General features: G+C 62.9%; 21 protein-coding genes and 1 pseudogene. 12 read left to right on the top strand and 10 right to left on the bottom strand.

The features are described from left to right. Positions 1–2: 2 nt before the first annotated feature. Together ubiV and V1277_RS32725 are read left to right on the top strand one after the other, a co-directional pair. A pseudogene (gene ubiV / locus V1277_RS32730) lies at positions 3–922 on the top strand (ubiquinone anaerobic biosynthesis protein UbiV). After that, positions 922–1,185: a DUF2249 domain-containing protein gene (locus V1277_RS32725; protein WP_334419862.1), complete on the top strand. Its 264-nt coding sequence runs from the start codon at positions 922–924 to the stop codon at positions 1,183–1,185. The pseudogene ubiV and the gene V1277_RS32725 overlap by 1 nt, the downstream one beginning before the upstream one ends. 1 nt (position 1,186) lies before the next feature. Here V1277_RS32725 and V1277_RS32720 read toward each other — a convergent pair whose 3' ends face one another. From V1277_RS32720 to V1277_RS32700, 5 genes are read right to left on the bottom strand one after another with little or no spacing between them, the layout of a single operon-like run. Next, a complete protein-coding gene (locus V1277_RS32720) occupies positions 1,187–1,954 on the bottom strand; it encodes an ABC transporter permease (protein WP_334419860.1) in 768 nt (255 codons plus the stop codon). Beyond that, the gene (locus V1277_RS32715; RefSeq protein ID WP_334419859.1) at positions 1,951–2,715 is read right to left on the bottom strand and encodes an ABC transporter permease; all 765 of its coding nucleotides are present in this window, start codon (positions 2,713–2,715) and stop codon (positions 1,951–1,953) included. Before V1277_RS32715 ends, V1277_RS32720 begins: the two co-directional genes overlap by 4 nt. Then, a complete protein-coding gene (locus tag V1277_RS32710) occupies positions 2,712–3,509 on the bottom strand; it encodes an ABC transporter ATP-binding protein (protein WP_334419858.1) in 798 nt (265 codons plus the stop codon). The genes V1277_RS32715 and V1277_RS32710 overlap by 4 nt, the downstream gene beginning before the upstream one ends. A 3-nt stretch (positions 3,510–3,512) precedes the next feature. Next, complete coding sequence (locus tag V1277_RS32705; protein ID WP_334419857.1) at positions 3,513–4,211, bottom strand: GntR family transcriptional regulator; 699 nt, start codon at positions 4,209–4,211, stop codon at positions 3,513–3,515. 11 nt (positions 4,212–4,222) lie between these two features. Then, positions 4,223–5,146, bottom strand: coding sequence for an ABC transporter substrate-binding protein (locus V1277_RS32700; RefSeq protein ID WP_334419856.1), 924 nt, complete (start codon positions 5,144–5,146; stop codon positions 4,223–4,225). 87 nt (positions 5,147–5,233) lie between these two features. On the opposite strand from V1277_RS32700, the gene V1277_RS32695 reads away from it, so the two are divergent. From V1277_RS32695 to V1277_RS32685, 3 genes are all read left to right on the top strand, one after another. Beyond that, entirely contained in the window at positions 5,234–6,217 is a 984-nt protein-coding gene (locus V1277_RS32695; protein ID WP_334419855.1) for a fumarylacetoacetate hydrolase family protein, read from the top strand. Between the two features lie 48 nt (positions 6,218–6,265). Next, positions 6,266–7,042: a cyclase family protein gene (locus V1277_RS32690; RefSeq protein ID WP_334419853.1), complete on the top strand. Its 777-nt coding sequence runs from the start codon at positions 6,266–6,268 to the stop codon at positions 7,040–7,042. Positions 7,043–7,171: 129 nt separating this feature from the next. Next, a complete protein-coding gene (locus V1277_RS32685) occupies positions 7,172–8,179 on the top strand; it encodes an amidohydrolase family protein (RefSeq protein WP_334419852.1) in 1,008 nt (335 codons plus the stop codon). A 119-nt stretch (positions 8,180–8,298) separates the two neighbouring features. Here V1277_RS32685 and V1277_RS32680 read toward each other — a convergent pair whose 3' ends face one another. Continuing rightward, on the bottom strand, positions 8,299–8,574 hold the full coding sequence (locus V1277_RS32680) for a hypothetical protein (protein WP_334419850.1): 276 nt from the start codon (positions 8,572–8,574) through the stop codon (positions 8,299–8,301). A 336-nt stretch (positions 8,575–8,910) separates the two neighbouring features. On the opposite strand from V1277_RS32680, the gene V1277_RS32675 reads away from it, so the two are divergent. Beyond that, positions 8,911–10,722 carry a carbamoyltransferase family protein gene (locus V1277_RS32675; RefSeq protein ID WP_334419849.1) on the top strand — a complete coding sequence of 604 codons (1,812 nt, stop codon included), beginning with the start codon at positions 8,911–8,913 and terminating at the stop codon, positions 10,720–10,722. A gap of 30 nt (positions 10,723–10,752) precedes the next feature. Here the strand turns inward: V1277_RS32675 and V1277_RS32670 are convergent, their stop codons facing one another. After that, positions 10,753–11,898 (bottom strand): OpgC domain-containing protein, encoded by a 1,146-nt coding sequence (locus tag V1277_RS32670; RefSeq protein WP_334419848.1) that lies wholly within the window; start codon positions 11,896–11,898, stop codon positions 10,753–10,755. Between the two features lie 229 nt (positions 11,899–12,127). Between V1277_RS32670 and V1277_RS32665 the strand changes: the two genes are divergently transcribed. Then, positions 12,128–12,433, top strand: coding sequence for an ETC complex I subunit (locus V1277_RS32665; protein ID WP_334419847.1), 306 nt, complete (start codon positions 12,128–12,130; stop codon positions 12,431–12,433). Between the two features lie 47 nt (positions 12,434–12,480). Here the strand turns inward: V1277_RS32665 and V1277_RS32660 are convergent, their stop codons facing one another. Continuing rightward, positions 12,481–12,978: an Lrp/AsnC family transcriptional regulator gene (locus tag V1277_RS32660; protein WP_334420518.1), complete on the bottom strand. Its 498-nt coding sequence runs from the start codon at positions 12,976–12,978 to the stop codon at positions 12,481–12,483. Between the two features lie 7 nt (positions 12,979–12,985). Next, positions 12,986–13,654: a TetR/AcrR family transcriptional regulator gene (locus V1277_RS32655; RefSeq protein WP_334419846.1), complete on the bottom strand. Its 669-nt coding sequence runs from the start codon at positions 13,652–13,654 to the stop codon at positions 12,986–12,988. A gap of 185 nt (positions 13,655–13,839) precedes the next feature. Between V1277_RS32655 and V1277_RS32650 the strand changes: the two genes are divergently transcribed. The 5 genes from V1277_RS32650 (at position 13,840) to V1277_RS32630 (ending at position 20,065) form a co-directional block, all read left to right on the top strand. After that, positions 13,840–15,012 carry an isovaleryl-CoA dehydrogenase gene (locus tag V1277_RS32650; RefSeq protein WP_334419845.1) on the top strand — a complete coding sequence of 391 codons (1,173 nt, stop codon included), beginning with the start codon at positions 13,840–13,842 and terminating at the stop codon, positions 15,010–15,012. Positions 15,013–15,124: 112 nt separating this feature from the next. Continuing rightward, positions 15,125–16,729 (top strand): carboxyl transferase domain-containing protein, encoded by a 1,605-nt coding sequence (locus tag V1277_RS32645; protein ID WP_334419844.1) that lies wholly within the window; start codon positions 15,125–15,127, stop codon positions 16,727–16,729. Positions 16,730–16,731: 2 nt separating this feature from the next. Next, positions 16,732–18,741, top strand: a complete 2,010-nt coding sequence (locus V1277_RS32640) for an acetyl/propionyl/methylcrotonyl-CoA carboxylase subunit alpha (RefSeq protein ID WP_334419843.1) — start codon at positions 16,732–16,734, stop codon at positions 18,739–18,741. Continuing rightward, a complete protein-coding gene (locus V1277_RS32635; RefSeq protein WP_334419842.1) occupies positions 18,738–19,649 on the top strand; it encodes a hydroxymethylglutaryl-CoA lyase in 912 nt (303 codons plus the stop codon). The genes V1277_RS32640 and V1277_RS32635 overlap by 4 nt, the downstream gene beginning before the upstream one ends. A 38-nt stretch (positions 19,650–19,687) precedes the next feature. Beyond that, a complete protein-coding gene (locus V1277_RS32630; protein WP_334419839.1) occupies positions 19,688–20,065 on the top strand; it encodes a hypothetical protein in 378 nt (125 codons plus the stop codon). Between the two features lie 65 nt (positions 20,066–20,130). Here the strand turns inward: V1277_RS32630 and V1277_RS32625 are convergent, their stop codons facing one another. After that, positions 20,131–21,057: a dihydrodipicolinate synthase family protein gene (locus tag V1277_RS32625; protein ID WP_334419837.1), complete on the bottom strand. Its 927-nt coding sequence runs from the start codon at positions 21,055–21,057 to the stop codon at positions 20,131–20,133. Between the last annotated feature and the right edge of the window lie 31 nt (positions 21,058–21,088).

Below are 21,088 nucleotides of genomic sequence, written 5' to 3'. Positions count from 1 at the left end.
CGATGAAGCTCACGCTGGGCCCCGTCCTGTTCAACTGGGAGCCGGACGTCTGGCGCGATTTCTATTTTCGCATCGCCGACGAGGCCGCGGTGGACGCGGTGGCGGTGGGGGAGGTGGTATGCTCCAAGCGGATGCCGTTCTTCGACGATCATTTTCCGGCGGTGCGCGAGCGGCTGACCGCGGCAGGAAAACAGGTGCTGGTGAGCTCGCTGGCGCTGGTCACGCTGGAGCGGGAACGCAAGCGTACCGCGGAATTGGCCAAGTCGGCGAATGGCTCGTCGAGGCTAACGACATTTCCTGCATCTCCCATCTCGCTGGGCGGCCGCATGTCGTCGGGCCGTTCGTAAACGTCTACAATGAAGGCACGGCGGAATGGTTCGCCGCGCAGGGTGCGCAGCGCATCTGCCTGCCGCCGGAATTGCCGCTGAAATCGATTGCGGCGATTGCGGCTGCGACCCCGCACGCCGAGATCGAGGTGTTCGCGTTCGGCCGCGCCCCATTGGGGATCTCGGCCCGGTGTTATCACGCGCGCCTGCACAAGCTTGCCAAGGACAATTGCCGTTTTGTCTGCGCCGCCGATCCGGATGGCCTGCCGGTGGACACGCTCGACGACGAACGGTTTCTGGTGGTGAACGGGGTTCAGACGCTCGCCCACGCCTGCACCAACCTGATCCTGGATATCGACGATCTCGTGCAGGCCAACGTTGCTTCGTTGAGGCTGTCGCCACAGCATTGCGACATGCTCGCCGTGATCCGCACGTGCCGCGAAGTGCTCGACGGCAGGATGCCGCCGGAGCGAGGTTTCCGGGAGTTAACGGCGATTTATCCAAACGTGCCGACGACCAACGATTTTCTCAGAGCGCGCGCCACCACGGCGAAATCGCCAGGGCTAGTGAGCCCCAACACCGTCAGGAGCCTTTAATGCCGCAACCTAGCACTCCATCCGAACGCGTCATCGACGTGCGGGAAATCGAGCCGAGATTCCGCAATGAGATCATCGTCCGGCTGTTCGAAAACCTGATGTCCGAAGCGTCGCTGCAACTGATTGCGGATCATCCGCCACGGCCGCTGCGCCACCAGTTCGAAATGCGCTACGGAGATGGATTTCGATGGACCTATCTGGAGGAGGGGCCGGAGGTCTGGCGGGTTCGGCTGGAGCACGTTTGTCAGGGGGGCATCGACTAGACTAGCGCTGCGCCGCCTGCCACGCCAGCAGTCTGTGCTCCGCCAGCGACATCGCCACCGACGTCACGTAGCCGGTCAACCCAAGCAGGATGACACCGGCGAACAGGTCGGCCGAGCGGAACGCGCGGGCTGACAGCAGAACCCAGTGGCCGAGCCCGTCGAGGCCGGCCAGGATTTCGCAGACCACCGACAGGATCAGCGCCACTGTCAGGCTGAGGCGCATGCCGGCGAGGATGTCGGGACTGGCGGAGGGTAGCGCGATCTTGAAGATCACGGCGAGGCGCGACATCTGCAGCGACCGCGCGACCTCGTAAAGCCGCGGCTCGACCGCCGCAAAACCATGGATGGTCGCCAGCATGATCGGCCAGATCGCACCGAAGGCGATCACGAACAATGCCATCGCCTGCGTCAGCCCAAGCATGGCGATCGCCACCGGAATGATCGCCGAGACCGGCAGCGGCCGTAGAAACTCCAGCGACGGCGCGACAAAGGTCCGCATCCTGCGCGACGATCCAATGATCGCGCCGATCGCGATGCCGGCAATGGAGGCGGCGAGCCAGCCATAGGCCATGTGCTCGAGCGTGCCGGCGAGCTTGCTCCAGAGATCGCCGGAGGAAAACCCGCGCACCAGCGCAGCCCAGGCCCGGTCCGGTCCCGGCAGGAACACCGGCGAGACCAGCTTTAAATTGGCGATCAGTTGCCACAGCGCGACGAAGCCGCCCGCAACCGCAAAGCTCGCCACGCGCCACAGGAGGGCCGCGCGGTTCATGCGCCGTCTCCGCTCAACGCGGCGCGGCCGAACAGGCGGTTCTGGGCGACGACCAACAGGATATTCAGCGCGTAGCCGATGGCGCCGATCCAGACCAGATAGGCCAGCATCAGGTCCGGGCGCAGCGCCTGCTGCGCCAGCATGATGCCGGCGCCGAGGCCGAGCGGGTTGATCGCGATTTCGACCGTCACGGCGACGATCAGCGCGATGCCGGCCGCCAGGCGGAAGGCGACGAAGATCCGTGGCAGCGCCGCAGGGATGATGATCTTCCAGACCCGCTGTGCCGGCGGCAGCCGCAGCGCCTGCGCCACCTCCATCAGCCGCGGCTCGATGCTGCGCACCGCCGCGCGCGACAGGATCAGGACCGGCCAGACGCAGGCGAACGCCACGATCACGATTTCCATGCGGTAGCCAAAACCAAGCGCGATCAGCGCGATCGGCAACAGTGCAATCGAGGGGATCGGCCTTATGGCCTCGACGGTTACTTCCATCAGGCGATCGAGCGTATCCGAAATCCCGAAGGCGATGCCGAACGCCAAGCCGATGGTGGTGCCGATCGCAAGCCCGGCGAAAGCTGAAAACAGCGTGTCGCGCGTCGCCGCCAGGATCGAGAGATCGGCGAAGGCGCCGAACAGCGCCATCACGATCTCGCTCGGCGGCGCAAGGCTGTCGCTCTGCAGATGGGTGGCGGGTGCCCAGACTTCGAACGCCACCAGCACGGCGAGCGGCAGCACGAGTGCCTTGGCGGAATTCGCCGTCACTGCTCGGTGGCCTTGATGAAATCGAACAATTGCCGCCGCAGTCGCAGGAATTCCGGATGCTCGCGGGTCGACAATTGATCGCGCGGGCGCGGCAGGTTGACCGGCAACTCGATGCCGATCCGTCCCGGATGCGGCAGCAGGCCGATAACGCGGTCGCCGAGATAGATGGCTTCGTCGAGGTCGTGGGTCACGAAGATCACGGTAGCGCCGCTGGCTGCCACCAGCGATAATACCTCATCCTGCAATCCCTGCCGCGTCATCGCATCCAGCGCGCCGAACGGCTCGTCCATCAGGAGCGTCTTCGGCTCCTGAGCCAGGCAACGGGCGATCTGCAGGCGCTGCTGCATGCCGCCTGACATTTCTGACGGGTATTTTCCGGCATGGCCGGGCAGGCCGACCGTGCGCAAAAGCTCCTCGATGCGGGCAGGGCGCTCGGCCGACGGCATGCCGCCCGCTTCCAGCGCCAGCGAGACATTGCCCGCCGCGGTGCGCCACGGCAGCAGTGCCTTGCCGTAATCCTGGAACACGATCGCGATCTCGCGGCGCGGCTCGCGCATCGGCTGGCCGTCGAAATTCACCTTGCCGCTGGTCGGTTGGTAGAGACCGGCGGCCAGCCGCAGCGCCGTGGTCTTGCCGCAACCGGAGGCGCCGACGATGCAGAGGAATTCGCCGGGCTGCACGCCCAGGCTCAGATTCTCAATGATGGTCTTGCCGCCGAGTTGCAGCGTGACCGCGTCAAAGCTGACTTGCGGTGCAGGTGTTCGCACGTCGAGGCGTTTTGCGGCGCTTGCCATGGTTCAGCTCTCGCTGCCGGGAGGATAGACGAAATTGAGGGTCGAGCGCAGATGCGCTTCCAGCATGGCCTGGGAGCCGGGAATATCGCGTGCGATAATCCGGTCAGCCAGCAATTGATGCCCGCGCACGAACTTCTTGCCGCTGTCGAACGACCGCATCATCACGCGGCGGTAGCGGTAGGCCTGGTCGTAGAGGTCCGAATGGGCCGCCAGCAGACGCTTTGAGCCGCAAGCCGCCAATATCGCGGTATGAAAGCCCTTGTGCAGCCGGTCAAAGTCCTCGGCGCCCTCGCGGAACTCATCGCCGGTTCGCTCGATATGCCGGCGCATCTGGTGCAGCGCGCTGACGATGCTGGCCTCCCAGGCATCGTCGCCATGGATGATGGCGAGCCTGATGGCCTCGACTTCGACCGCCGTGCGCATGCAGGTGATGTCGAGCAGATCCTCGCGGCTGATGTCGGCGACGCGAAAGCCACGCTGTCCGATGCCCACGATCAGCCCCCGCGACATCAGCCGTGACAGGCCCTCGCGCAAGGGAGTGGCGCCGATCTCGTAGCGCTGCACGAGGTCGACGATGCCGAGCCGCGATCCCGGCGCCAGATTGCCGGCAAGGATGTCCTGCTCGACCAGCATGGCCGCGCGCTCGCTCAAGGTAGCGGCCTCGGTCACCGGTCGGTTCAATTGGCGTTCGGAAGCAGGCATCGTGCAATCTGCTATTTCAGGACCAGCTTCGATGTGTCGAGTTTGGATTGCAGCATCTTCTGCGACGACATCACCTCGATCCACCAAGAGAGTTGCTCAGGCTTCAGCGCCGGTTCGGAACGGTTCGGTGGCGTCGCCTTGACCAGTTCGATCGGCTGCTTGGTGAACTTGGCAATCGAGTTCGACGCCTTTTCGCGGTCATTATTGACGATCTCGGCGGATTCGGCGAGCGCATCGCGGAATTTCTTGATTGCCGCGGCGTTCTTTTCCGCCCATTCGCGCGAGGCAGCGTAGAAGATGATCGGATCGGTGCGCGCCAGTTCGACCGCATAGCGCGCCCCGACCGAACCAAGGCCGGCATTGGTCATCCGCGTCACCAGCGGCTCAGCGGTCAGCACGGCGTCGACGCCGCCGGACTTGATGATATCGGCCATCGTCGGAAAGGTGACCTCGACGAAATTGACGCCCTTGGGATCGACGCCTTTTTCCACCAGCCATTTCACGAACAGCACATGCAGGAAGGCGTTTAGCCCCGGCGCTCCGACTTTCTTGCCGACGAAATCCTTCGGCTCCTTGATGGTGATGCCGTTGCGGACGAAGGCGGTGATGTTGCCGTTCGACACCGGGCTCATGGTGGTAGCACCCGCAATAGCGACGAGATCGAGCCCACCGTCGACGGCCTGCAAAAACACCGTCGAGGTCGGCCCGCCGATCTGAATCGAATTCGACAGGATCGCCGCCGGGATGTTCGAGTTGATGCCGATCGGCGTCATCTCGACCTCGAGCCCGTGCTTTTTGAAAATGCCTTCGTCGATCGCGATCATTGCCGAGGCGCAGTCCGAAGTCGCCGTGCAACCGACCTGGATCTTGGCTTGGGCAAAGGCGGTGCCGGTCAGCGCCACGCTGACCGCAAGGGCGGCAAGGACCTTTTCCACGGTGTTCTCCCACTACACATTTTTCTGTCTTGTTTATCGATATTTTTTTTGATCATATATTTTGAAAGAAAACAAGGGGTGCATCCAGTGAAACTCGCGACATTCAAATCCGGCAGTCAGGAAAAGATCGGCATCGTGCACGGGGGCGACACGCTTCTGTTCGATCTCGCGACAGCTGCTAACCGCAGCGGGAGCGCCGATCCGGCCTTCGCATCGATGCTGGCATTGATCGATGCCGGCGACGCCGCGCTCGAACAGGCGGCAAAGGCATTCGACAAGCACGGCAAGGACGAGAGCTTGTCCATCAAGACCGAGACAGCCGAGATACTGGCGCCGGTCCCGGAGCCGCGGCAGATGCGGGACGGCATGTCGTTCCCACTGCATATCCTGCAGGCCCCGCGCGGGCAGCTCAAACTCGCCGCGCGCGCCAAGGGCGACATGACCGAGCTGGCGCGGATCGAGGCCGAGCCGCTCGGCGAACTGCCGGAGGTCTATCGCAAGCAGCCGATCTACTACATCACCAACCGCTTCAGCGTGCGCGGGACCAACACCACGGTGAAATGGCCGCGCTACAGCCAGGTGATGGACTATGAGCTCGAATTCGGCATCATCACCAGGAACAAGGGCGCCAACATCTCCGCCGCCAAGGCTAAAGACCACATCTTCGGCTATACGATCTTCAACGACTTTTCCGCGCGCGATGCCCAGCGCATTGAAATGGAGGGACGGCTAGGTCCGGCGAAGGGAAAGAGTTTCGACGGCGGCAACGTGATGGGCCCGTGGATCGTCACCCCGGACGAGATCGGCGATCCCTACAAGTTGAAGATGGAAGCACGCGTCAACGGCGAGATGCGCTCGCAAGGGGTGACCGAGGGCATGCTATTCTCGTTCGAAGAGATCATCGCCCATGTCAGCCAGGACGAGACCCTGATGCCCGGCGAATTCATCGGATCCGGCACCGTCGGCAATGGCTGCGGGCTCGAACTCGGCTGGTATCTTGAGCACGGCGACACGATCGAACTCGAAGTCGAAAAGATCGGCATCTTGAAGAACCGGGTCGAGCGGCAATAGCCGTTTGCGACCACGCTACACAAAAAGAACATCCAGCGAGGAACCGCCATGGCGCGCAGATTGATCGACATTTCCGTCCCCCTGCAAAACGACGTGCCGGCCGATCCGCCCGGCAACCACCCGACCATCCAGTACATCGATCACCAGCAAGGCCTGCCGCGGATGCTGCAGTTCTTCGAAGGTTTGAAGGCGGAAGATCTGCCTGATGGCCAGGGCTGGGCGGTGGAGCAGGTATCGCTCTCCACCCACAACGGCACGCACCTGGATGCGCCCTGGCATTTCCATCCCACCATGAACCGCGGCGAGCGTTCATGGACCATAGACGAGGTGCCGCTGGAATGGTGCTTTCAGCCGGGTGTGAAACTCGACTTCCGGCATCTTCCGGATGGCTACGTCGCGACCGCCAAGGATGTCGAAACGGAATTGAAGCGCATCGGCCATACGCTGTCGCCGTTGGAGATCGTCGTGGTCAATACCAGCGCCGGCGCCAAATACGGGCGGCAGGACTACGTCACCTCCGGCTGCGGCATGGGCTACGAGGCGACGATGTATCTGTTGGAGCGCGGCGTGCGCCTGACCGGCATCGACGGCTGGAGCTGGGATGCGCCGTTCGTCTACACCGCGAAGAAATATGCCGAGACGAAGGACGCCAGCCTGATCTGGGAAGGCCACAAGGCCGGCCGCAACATCGGCTATTGTCACCTCGAGAAGCTGCACAATCTCGAGCAATTGCCGTCGACCGGCTTCATGGTGTCGTGCTTCCCGGTAAAGATCGAGCGCGCATCTGCCGGCTGGACCCGGGCGGTCGCCATTCTCGACGGCTGAAGGCTGCACGCAACAACAACAAGATCGGGGAGAGAACGAATGACGGATTTGCGCACGGCCCCGCTACGGGGATGCTTCTGCTGTGGTCACTCAAATCAGTCATTCGCCGCACCAAGCCGGCGTGGCTTCATGCTCGGTGCCGGCGCGCTGGCGCTGACGACGGCGATCGGTGGTGGCCGGGCAGCGGCACAAACCGCCGACGCAAAGCCGTTCCGGATTGACGTTCACCATCATCTCTCTCCGCCAAGCTACGTGACCGCGTCGAACGACAGCGGCTTCGGCGATCCCCTGATGAAGAACTGGACAATCGAGAAATCGCTCGCCGATATGGACAAGGCCGGCATCGCCACTGCGATGCTGTCCGTCACCACGCCCGCGGTCAATTTCACCAAGGGCGATACGGCACGAAGGCTCTGCCGCGAGTCGAACGAATATGCCGCAAAGCTGGTCGCGGACTATCCGGGGCGGTTCGGCAATTTCGCGATGCTGCCGCTCACCGACGCTGAAGGCAGCCTGCGCGAGCTTGCCTATGCGCTCGACACGCTCAAGGCCGACGGCATCGCGTTGATGACGAGCTACGGGGACAAGTGGCTCGGCGATCCCGTGTTCTTGCCGCTCATGGAGGAGCTCAATCGCCGCAAAGCGCTGGTCTACACCCATCCCACCGCGGCCAATTGCTGCGTGAACCTGGCGCCGACGCAGCCGCCCGTCATGATCGAGTTCGGCACCGATACGACGCGCACGATCGCCGACATCGTCTTCTCCGGTAACGCGAGGCGCTTCCCCGATATCCGATGGATCTTCTCGCATGCCGGCGGGACGATGCCGTTTCTGATCGAGCGCTTCGTCCGCCATCCGCTGCTGGTGCCGAAGGCCAAGGAGACAGTGCCCGACGGCACCCTCGCCGAGTTGAAGCGATTCTTCTACGACACCGCGCAGACGTCCAACCGCGCCGCGATGTCGGCGCTGGCGTCACTCATTCCGCCGTCGCAGATCGTGTTCGGCACGGATTTCCCATACCGGACCGGCAGCGATCACGTAAAGGGATTGCGCGAGGCGGGGGTGTTTACGGACGAACAGATGGCGGGGATCGAGCGAGGCAACGCGCTCAAGCTGCTTCCCCGGCTTGCAAGCTAAGCCGGGCGCGGCCGGCGCTCACTGTGCGCGGAAGCAATCGGTCAAAGAAAAAGGCGTGCCGATCGGCACGCCTGATTCCTTTTAGGATCCCGTCTTACGCGACGGCAATCGGTTCTATATCACCACCTGCAGACGCGACGGCCGTAAGGGGTCCACCAGCAGCGCGGACCAGGACGCACAACGACGGGCCCACCATAGAAGCCCCGGCCGCGATAGAAGCCACGACCGCCGCGATAGAAACCACGGCCGCCATAATAGCCTCTGCCTCTGCCGCGATACGCCTCCGCGGACGTCGTCGTGCCGCCTACCAGAATCGCAGACGTGCTGGCCACATAGACGAACAACAAGGCCAGCGCTGCAAGGCAGCGGGTCAGGATATTGTAGCGTTTAGCCATTCGAGAATCTCCCGGTCACTTCCAAACATCTGAACTTCGGCACCGTCTCACTAAGACGCGCGAGAAAGCTTTCGGTTCAGATGCGCTAAGACAATATTTTACAAGGTTCTTTCGAAGCTTTCGGGACTTTATTGAGAAGGGCAGGTAAGGTCAAGTTACAGCCGGTCTGCCGAGGAATCTTGCGTTGCGCCATTCATCTTCCTGAATACTTGCTGAACACTGATGGTTGTGCGCTGCAGAATTTCGAAAGAAGCTACGGCAACGCCACGCCAGCAACTTGATGTCGACACGATTTCCATTTCTCAGCGCAAGACGATCCTCTCCTGACGAGTCCCCATGCCAAAAAAACACACTTATGTCCTTGGTCTGAACACCTATGACCATGATGTCAGCGCCTGCCTGTTGCGCGACGGCGCCATTGCGTTTGCGATCGCCAAGGAGCGGATCACGCGAGCCAAGCACGCCTCGGGCTTCTACAAAGAAGTGATCGATTATTGCCTCCAAGCCGAAGGCATTACGCTCGACGACGTCGATCTGGTGGTGCGCAATTGCTACATCCTGCCGGTCCCGGAAATGGAAGAGCGGCTGGTCTATTTCGACGCGCCGGGCTTCCTGCCGGAGTTCGAGCGCGACGAGGCGGCCAAGCATCCGCTGTATCTGAAACATTCGGACAAGGTGGTGACGATCTCCCATCACCTCGCGCACGCCTACAGCGCGTTCGCGGTGTCGCCGTTCGAGGACGGCGTCGTGATGATCGTCGATGGCGTCGGCAGCTACCGGTCTGACGTGATGGAATCCTTTCCCGCCAGCGACACGGCGACGCCGCTCGCGCGCGAGTCCGAGAGTTACTACAAGTTCAACGGAACGACGCTCGAGTGCCTGAAGAAGGTCTGGATGGAGCCGGACCGCGGCTTCCTCAGCGACGAATTCTACACCATGCCCGGGCTCGGCGCGCTCTACAGCCGCGCCTCGACCTACATCTTCGGCGACTGGAACAAGTGCGGCGAGCTGATGGGACTGGCGCCTTATGGGCGCCGCGACCAGGTCAAGCATCTGCTCGAACTGCACGACGGCAAGCTGCACGTGCCGCACTGGACCGCCGACTTCAAGCAGCCTTACGTGTTCGAACCCGGCAGCAACTGGGAAAAACACCCGGCGATGCGGCACTGGGAAGACCTGGCCTGGCGCACGCAGGACGACACCGAGAACGTGCTGCTGGCCCGCGCCCGCTGGTTGCGCGAAACCACCGGCGCGAAGAACCTCTGTATGGCCGGCGGCGTTGCACTGAATTGCGTGGCGAATGGGCGCGTCGCCCGCGAAGCCGGCTTCGAGAACGTCTGGGTCCAGCCGGCGGCCGGCGATGACGGCATTGCAATCGGCTGCGCCTACTACGGCTGGCTCGAAATACTAAAGCAACGCCGCGCGTTCGTGATGGATCACGCCTATGTCGGCAGGCGCTACAGCGACCAGGAGGCCGCCAAGGAGTTGCAGAAGTTTCTGGTGCGGGTCCAGGTCGACGCCGTCAGGAGCGACAATGTCTGCCGCGACACCGCCAAACTGCTCGCCGACCAGAAGGTGATCGGCTGGTTTCAGGACCGCTCGGAATTCGGGCCGCGCGCGCTCGGCAACCGCAGCCTGCTGGCCGATCCACGCAAGGGTGAGATGAAGGACATCCTCAACAGCCGCGTGAAGCACCGGCAGGCGTTCCGGCCGTTCGCGCCGATCGTACTGGCCGAGCGGATGAAGGAAATTTTTGAAGGCGAGGAAGACTCGCCCTTCATGCTGATCGCCAAGGCGGTTCGCCCTGAATGGCGCGACAAGATCCCGGCGATCGTGCATGTCGATGGCACTGCACGCGTCCAGACCGTGCGCGAAGAAACCAATCCGATGCTCTACCGCCTGCTGAAGGAATTCGAGGGTTTGACCGGCGTTCCCGTGCTGATCAACACCTCATTCAACATCAAGGGCGAGCCCATCGTGGAAACGCCGCAGGATGCCGTGAACTGCTTCCTGACCACGGGCGTCGATCATCTCGTCATGCACGACACCATCGTATCGAAGAACACGATGCACAAGGTGGTCGCGCCGCTGGTCAACATCTACGCCGACGTGCGGACGCTGGTGGCGTCGACCGCGCAACCGGCCTGAACCGGCTGCCGCGATTCAGCCGAAAGCCGCTCAGGCGGCTTTCGGCGCTGCCGGCTTGAGCGGCTTGTCCTGCCGCTTCGACCAGGAGATGTAATAGGCCACGATCGTCATGATCGCGATGCCGGTCACGCTGACGAAGATCTGCGCGAACAGCGAGCCTGTGCTCATCGACAGTTCGAAATGCCCGACGAACGACAGGAACACGCCGACGCAGAACACGGCGAGCGACTGCTGGCCGCAGACCACGAGCGGATCGAAGATCTTCCACTCCAGCCCCGGCCATTCCTTCGGCACGAAACGGATGACCAGGATCACGATCGCCACGAAGTGCAGGAAGCGGTAGGGCGCGAGGTTGGTCTTGTCGTTCGGGTTGAACATCGAGTAGAGCCACTGCGGGAACATCTCGCCGAACGTCGGAAACCGGCCGGCCATGGTCATGACCAGCGCCAGGATCAGGTAGGCGATGCATAGATACAGCGTGATCGGCGCGTTGATGATGTGCATGTTCTTGCGAGCACCGCCGAGCGCGCACCATGCGCCGAACACGAACAGCACCTGCCAGGCGAACGGGTTGAAGTACCAGGTGCCGATCGGATAGGCGGGCAGGTTCCAGCCGGTCTGCCGCGACACCAGCCACAGCACGATCGCGGCCAGCATGGTCCAGTTGGGCTGGCGCAGCATGATCCACAGCACCGGCGGGAACAGGCCCATCAGCACGATGTAGAGCGGCAGCACGTCGAGATTGAGCGGCTTGAACTTCAGGAACAAGCCCTGCCGCAGCGTTTCGGTCGCATTGTCGACCAGGACGGCGACGTTGAATTCGTTGACCAGTTCGGAGTCGCCAAAGCGCAGCGCCAGATAGCTGATCGAGGCGATATAGATCACGAACAGGATGATATGGGCGACATAAAGCTGCCAGACGCGCTTGGTCAGCCGGGTGGCGCCGACGATGAAGCCGCGTTCGAGCATCATCCGGGCATAGACGAACGAGGCGGTATAGCCGGAAATGAAGACGAACAGGTCGGCGGCGTCGCTAAAACCGTAATTGCGGGTGGTGATCCAGTTCACGACATTGTCTGGAATATGGTCCAGATAGATCGCCCAGTTCGCGACTCCGCGAAACAGGTCGAGCCGGAGGTCGCGTCCTTTTTCTGGCAGGGTGGCGTTGATTTTCATGGGTGCCGCTTCGTGATGCTTTCGGGAAGATCGCGCCGCAAGACCGGGTCCCGGGCGCCGGATAGCCCTGGATTGTCACAGTACGGCATAATGACTATACCGGCACGGAAATGGTACATCCGGGCTTCCGGAATCACCGATCAAATTCCTGAAAGGTGTCTGTATACTATCCCGGCCGTTTCCACCAAACGCTTCCATGTCGCATATCGCTTGAGGACCCGACCATCCAATGACCGCCCGCATTTTCAAGCCTGCCAAGAACGCGATGCAATCGGGAAGGGCCCAGACCCAGGAATGGCAGCTCGATTACGAGCCCGAGCAGCCGCAGGCGATCGAGCCGCTGATGGGCTGGACCTCGTCCTCCGACATGAAGCAGCAGCTCACCTTGCGCTTCGACACCAAGGAAGACGCGATCGCCTATTGCGAGCGCAAGGGCATCGCCTACCAGGTGATCGAGCCCAAGGATTCGGTGCGCCGGCCGGCCGCCTACGCCGACAACTTCGCCTTCAAGCGCGGCGAGCCCTGGACCCACTGAGAGAGCCTGGCCGGCGCGGTCGCGACGCGGCCGCGTTGCAGGCGAGGCTATTGTGACGGGTCAGATGCCGCCGGATTTGGGGATATGGGCAACGGCGCATCCTTGGCGACGCCAAGTACCGGGAAGGTTCTGATGTTGCGGACCTCGGGCATCGCTGAAAATTGCAGAAGCTGCTGGTGCATGCCCTCGACGTTTCGCGCCACGCATTTGAGCAGATAATCGGCGTCGCCCGAAATGCGCCAGCTCTGCTGGACCAGCGGTATCGCCGCGATCGATTTTTCGAACGCCTGCAACGTCGCCTGAGCCTGGCTCTGCAACTGAATCAATACGTAGGAAATAACCTCGTAACCAAGGAGCTTTTCGTCGAGCGTGGCTTTGATGGCACTGACATAGCCGCGCTCGCGCAAAGATCGAACGCGCCGCCGGCACGGAGGCTCCGAGAGGCCGACCCTGTCTGCCAGCTCGTTATTGCGGATACGTCCGTCCTTCTGCAACTCGGACAGGATTTTCAGGTCGAATTCGTCGAGGGGTTGACGTTCCGTCATCGGCACCTCATCCGCCCTCCGGCCTGCCGCGAGCCGTGACATCAGGGGAGGGCGCGCGCTTGGTTTGCGCCCGCTCAGCCGTCGCACCAGGAGCGACGCCCGACAGCACGAGCTTCTCATGGGCGGCGACGATCGCCTCCTTGGTGAGCCGCCCGCCGGGCCGGTACCAGGCGGTGAGGCCGGTCAGGAGCGACAGGATCGCAAACGTCGCCACCTGGATGTCAACGACCTCGAACTCGCCTTCCGTGACACCCTCGGTGAGAATTTCCGCAAGCCGCCGCTCATAGGCACCGCGCAGCGCCACGATCTCCTCGTAGTTCTTCGGCTCCAGGCTTCGCAGCTCGGAATTGGCGATGAAGACCTCGCGCTTCTTGGTCATGTGGTAGCTGACGTGAAAGGCGACGAAGGCACGAAGCTTGTCGGCCGGCTCCAGTTTCCCGAGCAGAGCTCGATCGAGCTGGCGCAGCAGCTCATTGATGTGGTCCCGTATCAGGACGAACAGCAATTCCTGCTTGGTCGAGATGTGGTTGTAGAGCGAGCCCGACTGGATCCCGACTTCGGCCGCAAGCTGGCGCAGGCTCATGGCGGCGTAGCCGTGCTCGAAGATCAGGCGCAGCCCGGCTTTACGGATCGCCTCCATCGTCTTGGGGCCGTGTGAGCCGATCGTCCGCGCCATTGGGCCTCTGAGAGTGGAGGGTGTTCGCCGCCTCGGGAAACGAGCAAGCGGTCGTATAATTCTGGCACGAAAATATAGTAATTTCAATCGTCTGCGGCGTCCATTTGAGCCTCAATAGGTCCCACTTGCGAGGATAGTAAAAAAACGTATGATCGTTTAATTCGAAGAAATGCAAGGGTGGAACGATGGCCTCAAACAGGGCGCTGCTTCTCAACTTCGACCTCGGCGAGACCGCGGATGCGATCCGCGAGACCGTGCATTCATTTTCGCAGAACGAAATCGCCCCACGCGCCGCCGAAATCGACCGTAGCAACCAGTTCCCGCGCGACCTCTGGCCCAGGATCGGCGCGCTCGGCCTGCACGGAATCACGGTGGAAGAGGAATATGGCGGCGCCGGCCTCGGTTATCTCGAGCACTGCATCGCGCTGGAAGAGATCTCGCGGGCGTCAGCCTCGGTCGGCCTGTCCTATGGCGCGCATTCCAACCTCTGCGTCAACCAGATCCGCCGCAACGGCAGTGATGCACAGAAGCGGAAATACCTGCCGAAACTGATCTCGGGCGAGCATGTCGGCTCGTTGGCGATGTCGGAGCCGGGCGCAGGTTCCGACGTGGTCTCGATGAAGACCCGCGCCGAGAAAAAGGGCGACCGCTTTGTGCTGAACGGCAACAAGATGTGGATCACCAACGGCCCCGAGGCGGACACGCTGGTGGTGTACGCCAGGACCGACGCCACTGCCGGCCCGCGCGGCATCACCGCCTTCCTCATCGAAAAGGGCGTGAAGGGATTTTCCACCGCGCAGAAACTCGACAAGCTCGGCATGCGCGGCTCCGACACCTGCGAACTGCTGTTCGAGGATTGCGAGGTGCCGGAGGAGAACGTGCTGAGCGAGGTCGGCCGTGGCGTCAACGTCTTGATGTCTGGCCTCGACTATGAGCGCGCGGTGCTGGCGGCGGGGCCGATCGGCATCATGCAGGCCTGCATGGACGTGGTGCTGCCCTACGTGCACGAGCGCAAGCAGTTCGGCGAGCCGATCGGCAGCTTCCAACTGGTGCAGGGCAAGATCGCCGACATGTACACCACGATGAACGCCTCGCGCGCCTATGTGTATGCGGTGGCCAAGGCCTGCGACCGCGGCGAGACCACGCGGGAGGACGCCGCCGGCGCGATCCTCTATGCGGCGGAGAAGGCAACGCAATGCGCGCTCGACGCCATCCAGCTCCTCGGCGGCAACGGCTACATCAACGACTATCCCACGGGGCGGCTGCTGCGCGACGCCAAACTCTACGAGATCGGCGCCGGCACCAGCGAAATCCGCCGCATGCTGATCGGCCGGGAGCTGTTTGAAAAGACGGCTTGAACTTCACATCGAGACAAAGATGATACAGGCTGTCATATCGTCCTCGAACGTTACGCTCCGGCCGTCCTGAAGCCATTCCAACGGCTCCCTCGCATCCAAAGAAACGCCGATCATGCCGCTTCATTCCACCATCGATCCTACGTCCTCCGAGTTTGCCCGCAATGCCGACGTGATGCGGGGTCTCGTGGCCGAACTGCGCGAGAAGCTCAAAGTGGTCGCCGGCGGCGGCGGCGACGTGTCGCGCAAGCGGCATACATCGCGGGGCAAGATGCTGGCGCGCGAGCGCGTCGACCTGCTGGTCGATCCCGGCACGGCGTTTCTCGAACTATCGCCGCTCGCGGCCCACGGGCTCTATGGCGGCGACGTCCATTCTGCGAGCGTCATTACCGGGGTGGGACGTATTTCGGGCCGCGAATGCGTGATCGTCGCCAACGACGCCACCATCAAGGGCGGCACCTATTATCCGATGACGGTGAAGAAGCATCTGCGCGCGCAGGATATCGCGCGCCAGAACAATCTGCCCTGCGTCTATATGGTCGATTCCGGCGGCGCCTTCCTGCCGATGCAGGACGAGATATTTCCGGACGAGCGGCATTTCGGCCGCATCTTCTACAACCAGGCGCAGATGTCCTCACAGGGCATTCCGCAGATCGCCATCGTAATGGGCTCCTGCACCGCGGGCGGCGCCTATGTGCCTGCGATGTCGGACGAGAGCATCATCGTGCGTAACCAGGGCACCATCTTTCTCGGCGGCCCGCCGCTGGTGAAGGCCGCGACCGGCGAGGTGGTATCCGCCGAAGAGCTCGGCGGCGCCGACGTGCATTCCCGCCACTCCGGCGTCACCGATCACTATGCGCAGAACGATGCACATGCGATCGGGATTGCCCGGCGCATCGTCGCCACGCTGAAGCCGCCGGCGCGCGCGGTGCTGAATATGCGCGAGTCGCGGGAGCCGCTGTTTCCCGCCGAGGAAATCTACGGCGTCGTCCCCGCCGACGGCAGAAAGCCGTTCGACGTCCACGACATCATCGCGCGGATCGTCGACGGCTCGGAGTTCGACGAGTTCAAGAAGCTCTACGGCGCGACGCTGATTTGCGGCTTCGCCCATATCTGGGGTTACCCGGTCGGCATCATCGCCAACAACGGCATCCTGTTCAGCGAGAGTTCGCTGAAGGGCGCGCACTTCATCGAGCTCTGCTGCCAGCGCAATATTCCGCTGGTGTTTTTGCAGAACATCACCGGCTTCATGGTCGGCAAGAAATATGAGGCCGGCGGCATCGCGCGCGACGGAGCAAAGCTGGTGACGGCGGTGGCGACCGCCGGCGTCCCGAAATTCACTGTGGTGATCGGCGGCTCCTATGGTGCCGGCAATTACGGCATGTCTGGTCGCGCCTACTCTCCGCGCTTCCTCTGGATGTGGCCAAACGCGCGTATCTCGGTGATGGGCGGCGAGCAGGCCTCCATGGTGCTGAGCCAGGTCCGCCGCGACAATATAGAGGCGAAGGGCGAAAGCTGGTCGGCCGAGGAAGAGGACAAGTTCCGCGCGCCGATTCGCGCGCAGTATGAAAGCCAGGGCAACCCCTATTACGCCACCGCGCGGCTGTGGGATGATGGCGTGATCGATCCCGCCGACACCCGCCTGGTGTTGGGCCTTGGGTTGTCCGCCGCGGCCAACGCGCCGATTGAACCCACGAAGTTTGGCCTGTTCAGGATGTGATGATGGACCGCTCGAAACTTTATCGGCGTTTTCGCACCCTCCTGATCGCCAATCGCGGCGAGATTGCCTGCCGTGTGATCCGCTCCGCCCGCGCCATGGGCCTGCGCACCGTCGCGGTCTACTCCGAGGCCGACCGCGACGCCATGCATGTCGCCATGGCCGACGAGGCCGTGCTGCTCGGGCCGGCGCGGGCGCGCGACAGCTATCTCAACGTCGAGCGCGTGATCGAAGCGGCGCGCCAGACCGGCGCCGAGGCGGTGCATCCCGGCTACGGCTTTCTGTCTGAAAATGCCGAATTCGCGCAAGCCTGCCTGAATGCCGGGTTGGTGTTCGTGGGCCCCACGGCCGAGATGATGACGGCGATGGGTTCGAAGTCCGGCTCGAAAGCGCTGATGGAAACGGCTGGTGTGCCACTGGTGCCCGGCTATCACGGCGAGGCCCAGGACGAGGCAACGCTTGCGAAGGCCGCCGAGAAGATCGGCTTCCCCGTGCTGGTCAAGGCTTCCGCCGGCGGCGGCGGGCGCGGCATGCGCGTAGTCAATTCGGCCGGCGAGCTTGCGGCTGCGATCGTCAGCGCCAAGCGCGAAGCGAAGGCTGCGTTCGGCGACGATCGCATGCTGATCGAGAAATTCGTGCAAAACCCCCGGCATATCGAGGTGCAGATCATCGGCGACAGCCACGGCAATCTGCTCTCGCTCTGGGAGCGCGAATGCACGCTGCAGCGGCGGCACCAGAAGGTGATCGAGGAGGCGCCGTCGCCGACGCTGGACGCCAATCAACGCGAAACAGTCTGCGCGGCTGCGCGCAAGGCGGCTGCCGCGGTCAATTATGTCGGCGCCGGCACCATCGAATTCGTCTCCGACGGCAAGGAGGTGTTCTTCATCGAAATGAACACCCGCCTGCAGGTCGAGCATCCCGTGACCGAGCTCATCACCGGCGTCGATCTCGTCGAATGGCAGTTGCGGGTGGCGTTCGGCGAAAAGCTGCCGTTGGCGCAGAACGAGATCAAGCTGAACGGACACGCCATCGAGGCGCGGGTTTATGCCGAAAATCCGCAGAAGAATTTTATGCCATCAGTCGGCCGGATCAGGACCTGGCGCACGCCTGAGGCGGTCGACGGCCTGCGGATCGATGCAGGCTACCGCAGCGGCGATGCGGTGTCGCCATACTACGATGCCATGCTCGCCAAGGTCATTGCATGGGCGCCGACCCGTCAGGCAGCGATCGAGCGGCTGAATCGTGGGCTGGAAGAGACCGACGTCCGCGGCATTGTCACCAACATTCCGTTCCTGTCCGCGCTGGTGACGCACCCGCAGGTGCGCGCCAATACCATCGACACCGGCTTCATCGAGCGCGAGTTGAAGAAGCTGACGGAATCCTCGGGGACGGCAGGGGATCTCGAGCTTTGCGCTGCGGTGGCGGCAATCGTTGTCGATGAGCAGAAGGCTGCGCGCAAGGAAGCGCATTCGCCCTGGCAGACGTTTGGCTGGATGCCGGTCGGCCAGCGGAAGCGGGTGTTCTCGTTCCGTCAGGGGCAGAGCACCGAGCAGAGGGTGACGCTGCACTATGGCAACGGTCCGTCGAAACTGACCATCGGCAAGCACGAGTTCGTTTTCGCGACGTCGCCCGCGGAAGAAGGCAGCTTCGATCTGACGATCGAGGGCATAAAATCGCGCGTCACGGCGGTGATCGAAGGCCACGAGCTTTACCTCCGCACCCGGAACGGCCGCTTCGACCTGCATTGGGTCGATCCGTTCGGCGGCGAGACGGAGGAACTGGTCGGCGAGGACAAGATCGTGGCGCCGCTGCCGGGGACCGTGGTAGCGCTGCTGGCCGAGGAAGGCGCGACGCTGGAGAAGGGCGCGGCGATCCTGACGCTGGAAGTCATGAAGATGGAGCAGACCCTGCGCGCGCCCTTTGCGGGCGTGTTGAAGAAGATCAGGTGCAAGGTCGGCGATATCGTCGGCGAAGGCGTTGAACTTGCCGAAATCGAACCGGCGGTGGCGCCATGAGCGATGGCGTTCACATCGTCGAGGTCGGCCCGCGCGATGGGCTGCAGAACGAAAAAACCCCGATCAGCGTCGCCGACCGGATTGCGTTCATTGAGGCATTGATCGGCGCGGGGCTCAAGGCGGTGGAGGTTGGCGCCTTCGTGTCGCCCAAGTCGATCCCGCAGATGGTCGGATCGGCCGAGGTGTTGCGGGGCGTCAGCCATCATACCCGATGCGAACTGCCGGTGCTCGTTCCCAACGAGAAGGGCTACGAGGCTTCTCAGGCCGCCGGCGCCAAACTGATCGCGGTATTTGCTGCGGCGTCTGAAAGCTTTTCCCGCGCCAACATCAATTGTTCGATCGCGGAATCGATCGAACGCTTCAAGCCGGTGCTCGCCCGCGCCAGGGCCGATGGCGTCCGGGTGCGCGGCTATATTTCCACTGTGCTCGGCTGTCCCTATGAGGGCGAGATCAAGTCGCAGGCGGTGGTCGATGTCGCAAAAGTGCTGTGGGATCTCGGCTGCTACGAAATCTCGCTCGGCGACACCATCGGCGTCGGCACGCCGTTGAAAGCGCGGCAGCTTTTGCGCGCGGTCGCCGGCCATGTGCCGATGGCCAATCTCGCGATGCATTTCCACGACACCTACGGCCAGGCGCTCGCCAATCTCTATGCCGGGATGGAGGAGGGTTGCCGCGTGATCGATTCCGCCGCCGGCGGTCTCGGCGGGTGTCCCTACGCGCCCGGCGCGACGGGAAACGTCGCAACCGAGGACGTGGTCTACATGCTCGAAGGCATGGGCATTGCGACCGGCGTCGACATGGCAAAGCTGGTGGCGGCAACCAATGTTGTCAGTAGGCTGATCGGCCGCCCGCCGGTCAGCCGCGTCGCGGCGGCGCTGAACGCGAAGAAGGCTGCCGGCAAGGCATGACGCGGAGGGTAAGGACGTTAGCGGCGATAGCCGCTGCGATGACTGCCCTGCTGGCAACCTTAGCGTATGTCGATTCGACTTTTGACTGGGAGAGTACGGTCGGGCTGTGCGATGTACCGGTGACGAGCGCTAAGCCTGACCCAAGTGGCAAGCTCTCAGCCATTGTGTTTGAGGTGTACTGTGGGCCGATACCGCCATTGAATACGCATGTAAGTCTGGTCCCGAATGGCCGGACGTTTTCGCGAAAGCGCAACGTCGACTTCCTGGTACTGGATGGAAGCCATGATCTGAAGGTTCAATGGACTGGAGATTCCACGCTGGACATCGGTTTGCCCGCACTAGCTAAAGTATTCAAGCGCGAAACCCGGGTAGGACATGTGACAGTCACCTACACACCGGCTCTGTGGGGTGAGTAGACCCGGGTGTCTTCAACGCCGCCACGAACACGCGTGGCGGCGGCGTTGAGCGCCAAGCAGGCCGCTTACGCGGCCTTCAGCCCGACGTTCGGCAACACCGGCCGGTTCTTCAGCGCCTTCGCCATCATGGCCTCGACCTCGGCCTTCTCGTGCGGCAGCAGTGCAAGCCGCGGCGGACGGGTCAGCGCGGTGCCGCGGCCCATGATGTGCTCGCAGAGCTTGATGCACTGGACGAGGTCGGGACGGGCGTCGAGGTGCAACAGCGGCATGAACCATTCGTACAGCGGCATCGCCTCGGCATAGCGTCCCGCCTTGGCGAGGCGGAACAAGGTCTCGCCCTCGCGCGGGAAGGCGTTCGACATGCCGGAGACCCAGCCGACCGCGCCCATGGCCACGCTCTCGACGATGACGTCGTCGAGGCCGGCAAACAGCACGAAGCGGTCGCCGACCATGTTGCGGGTGTCGATGAAGCGCCGTGTGTCGCCGGAAGAGTCCTTGAAGCAGACGACGGTCTCGACGTCGGCGAGCGAGGTCAGAATGTCCGGCGTGACGTCGTTCTTGTAGATCGGCGGGTTATTGTAGAGCATCACCGGCAGGTCGGTCGCCGTGGCGACCGCGCGGAAATGTGCGGCCGTCTCATGCGGCTTGGAGGAGTAGACCAGCGCCGGCATCACCATCACGCCGTCGATGCCGACGCGCGCCGCCTCCTTGGCAGTTTCGACGGCGAAGGCGGTCGTGAACTCGGCGATGCCGCACAGCACGGGCACGCGACCCGCCGCAACGGATTTCGCGGCTTCCATGATCGCGACCTTCTCCTTGCGCTCCAGCGAGGTGTTCTCGCCGACGGACCCGCAGACGATCAATCCGGAAACGCCGTCGCGGATCAGGCCATCCATGACCTTCGCGGTCGCATCGATGTTGAGCGACAGGTCGTCATTAAATTGCGTGGTGACGGCCGGGAAGACGCCTTCCCAGGAAATACGTGGGCTCATTTGTTTAGCTCCATTGGAATTGTTCCGGCGG

The organism is Bradyrhizobium sp. AZCC 1588 (assembly GCF_036924735.1).
Classification (GTDB): Bacteria; Pseudomonadota; Alphaproteobacteria; order Rhizobiales; family Xanthobacteraceae; genus Bradyrhizobium.
Note: the sequence above shows the minus strand (reverse complement) of the source record. Positions and strands in the feature narration are given on the sequence as shown.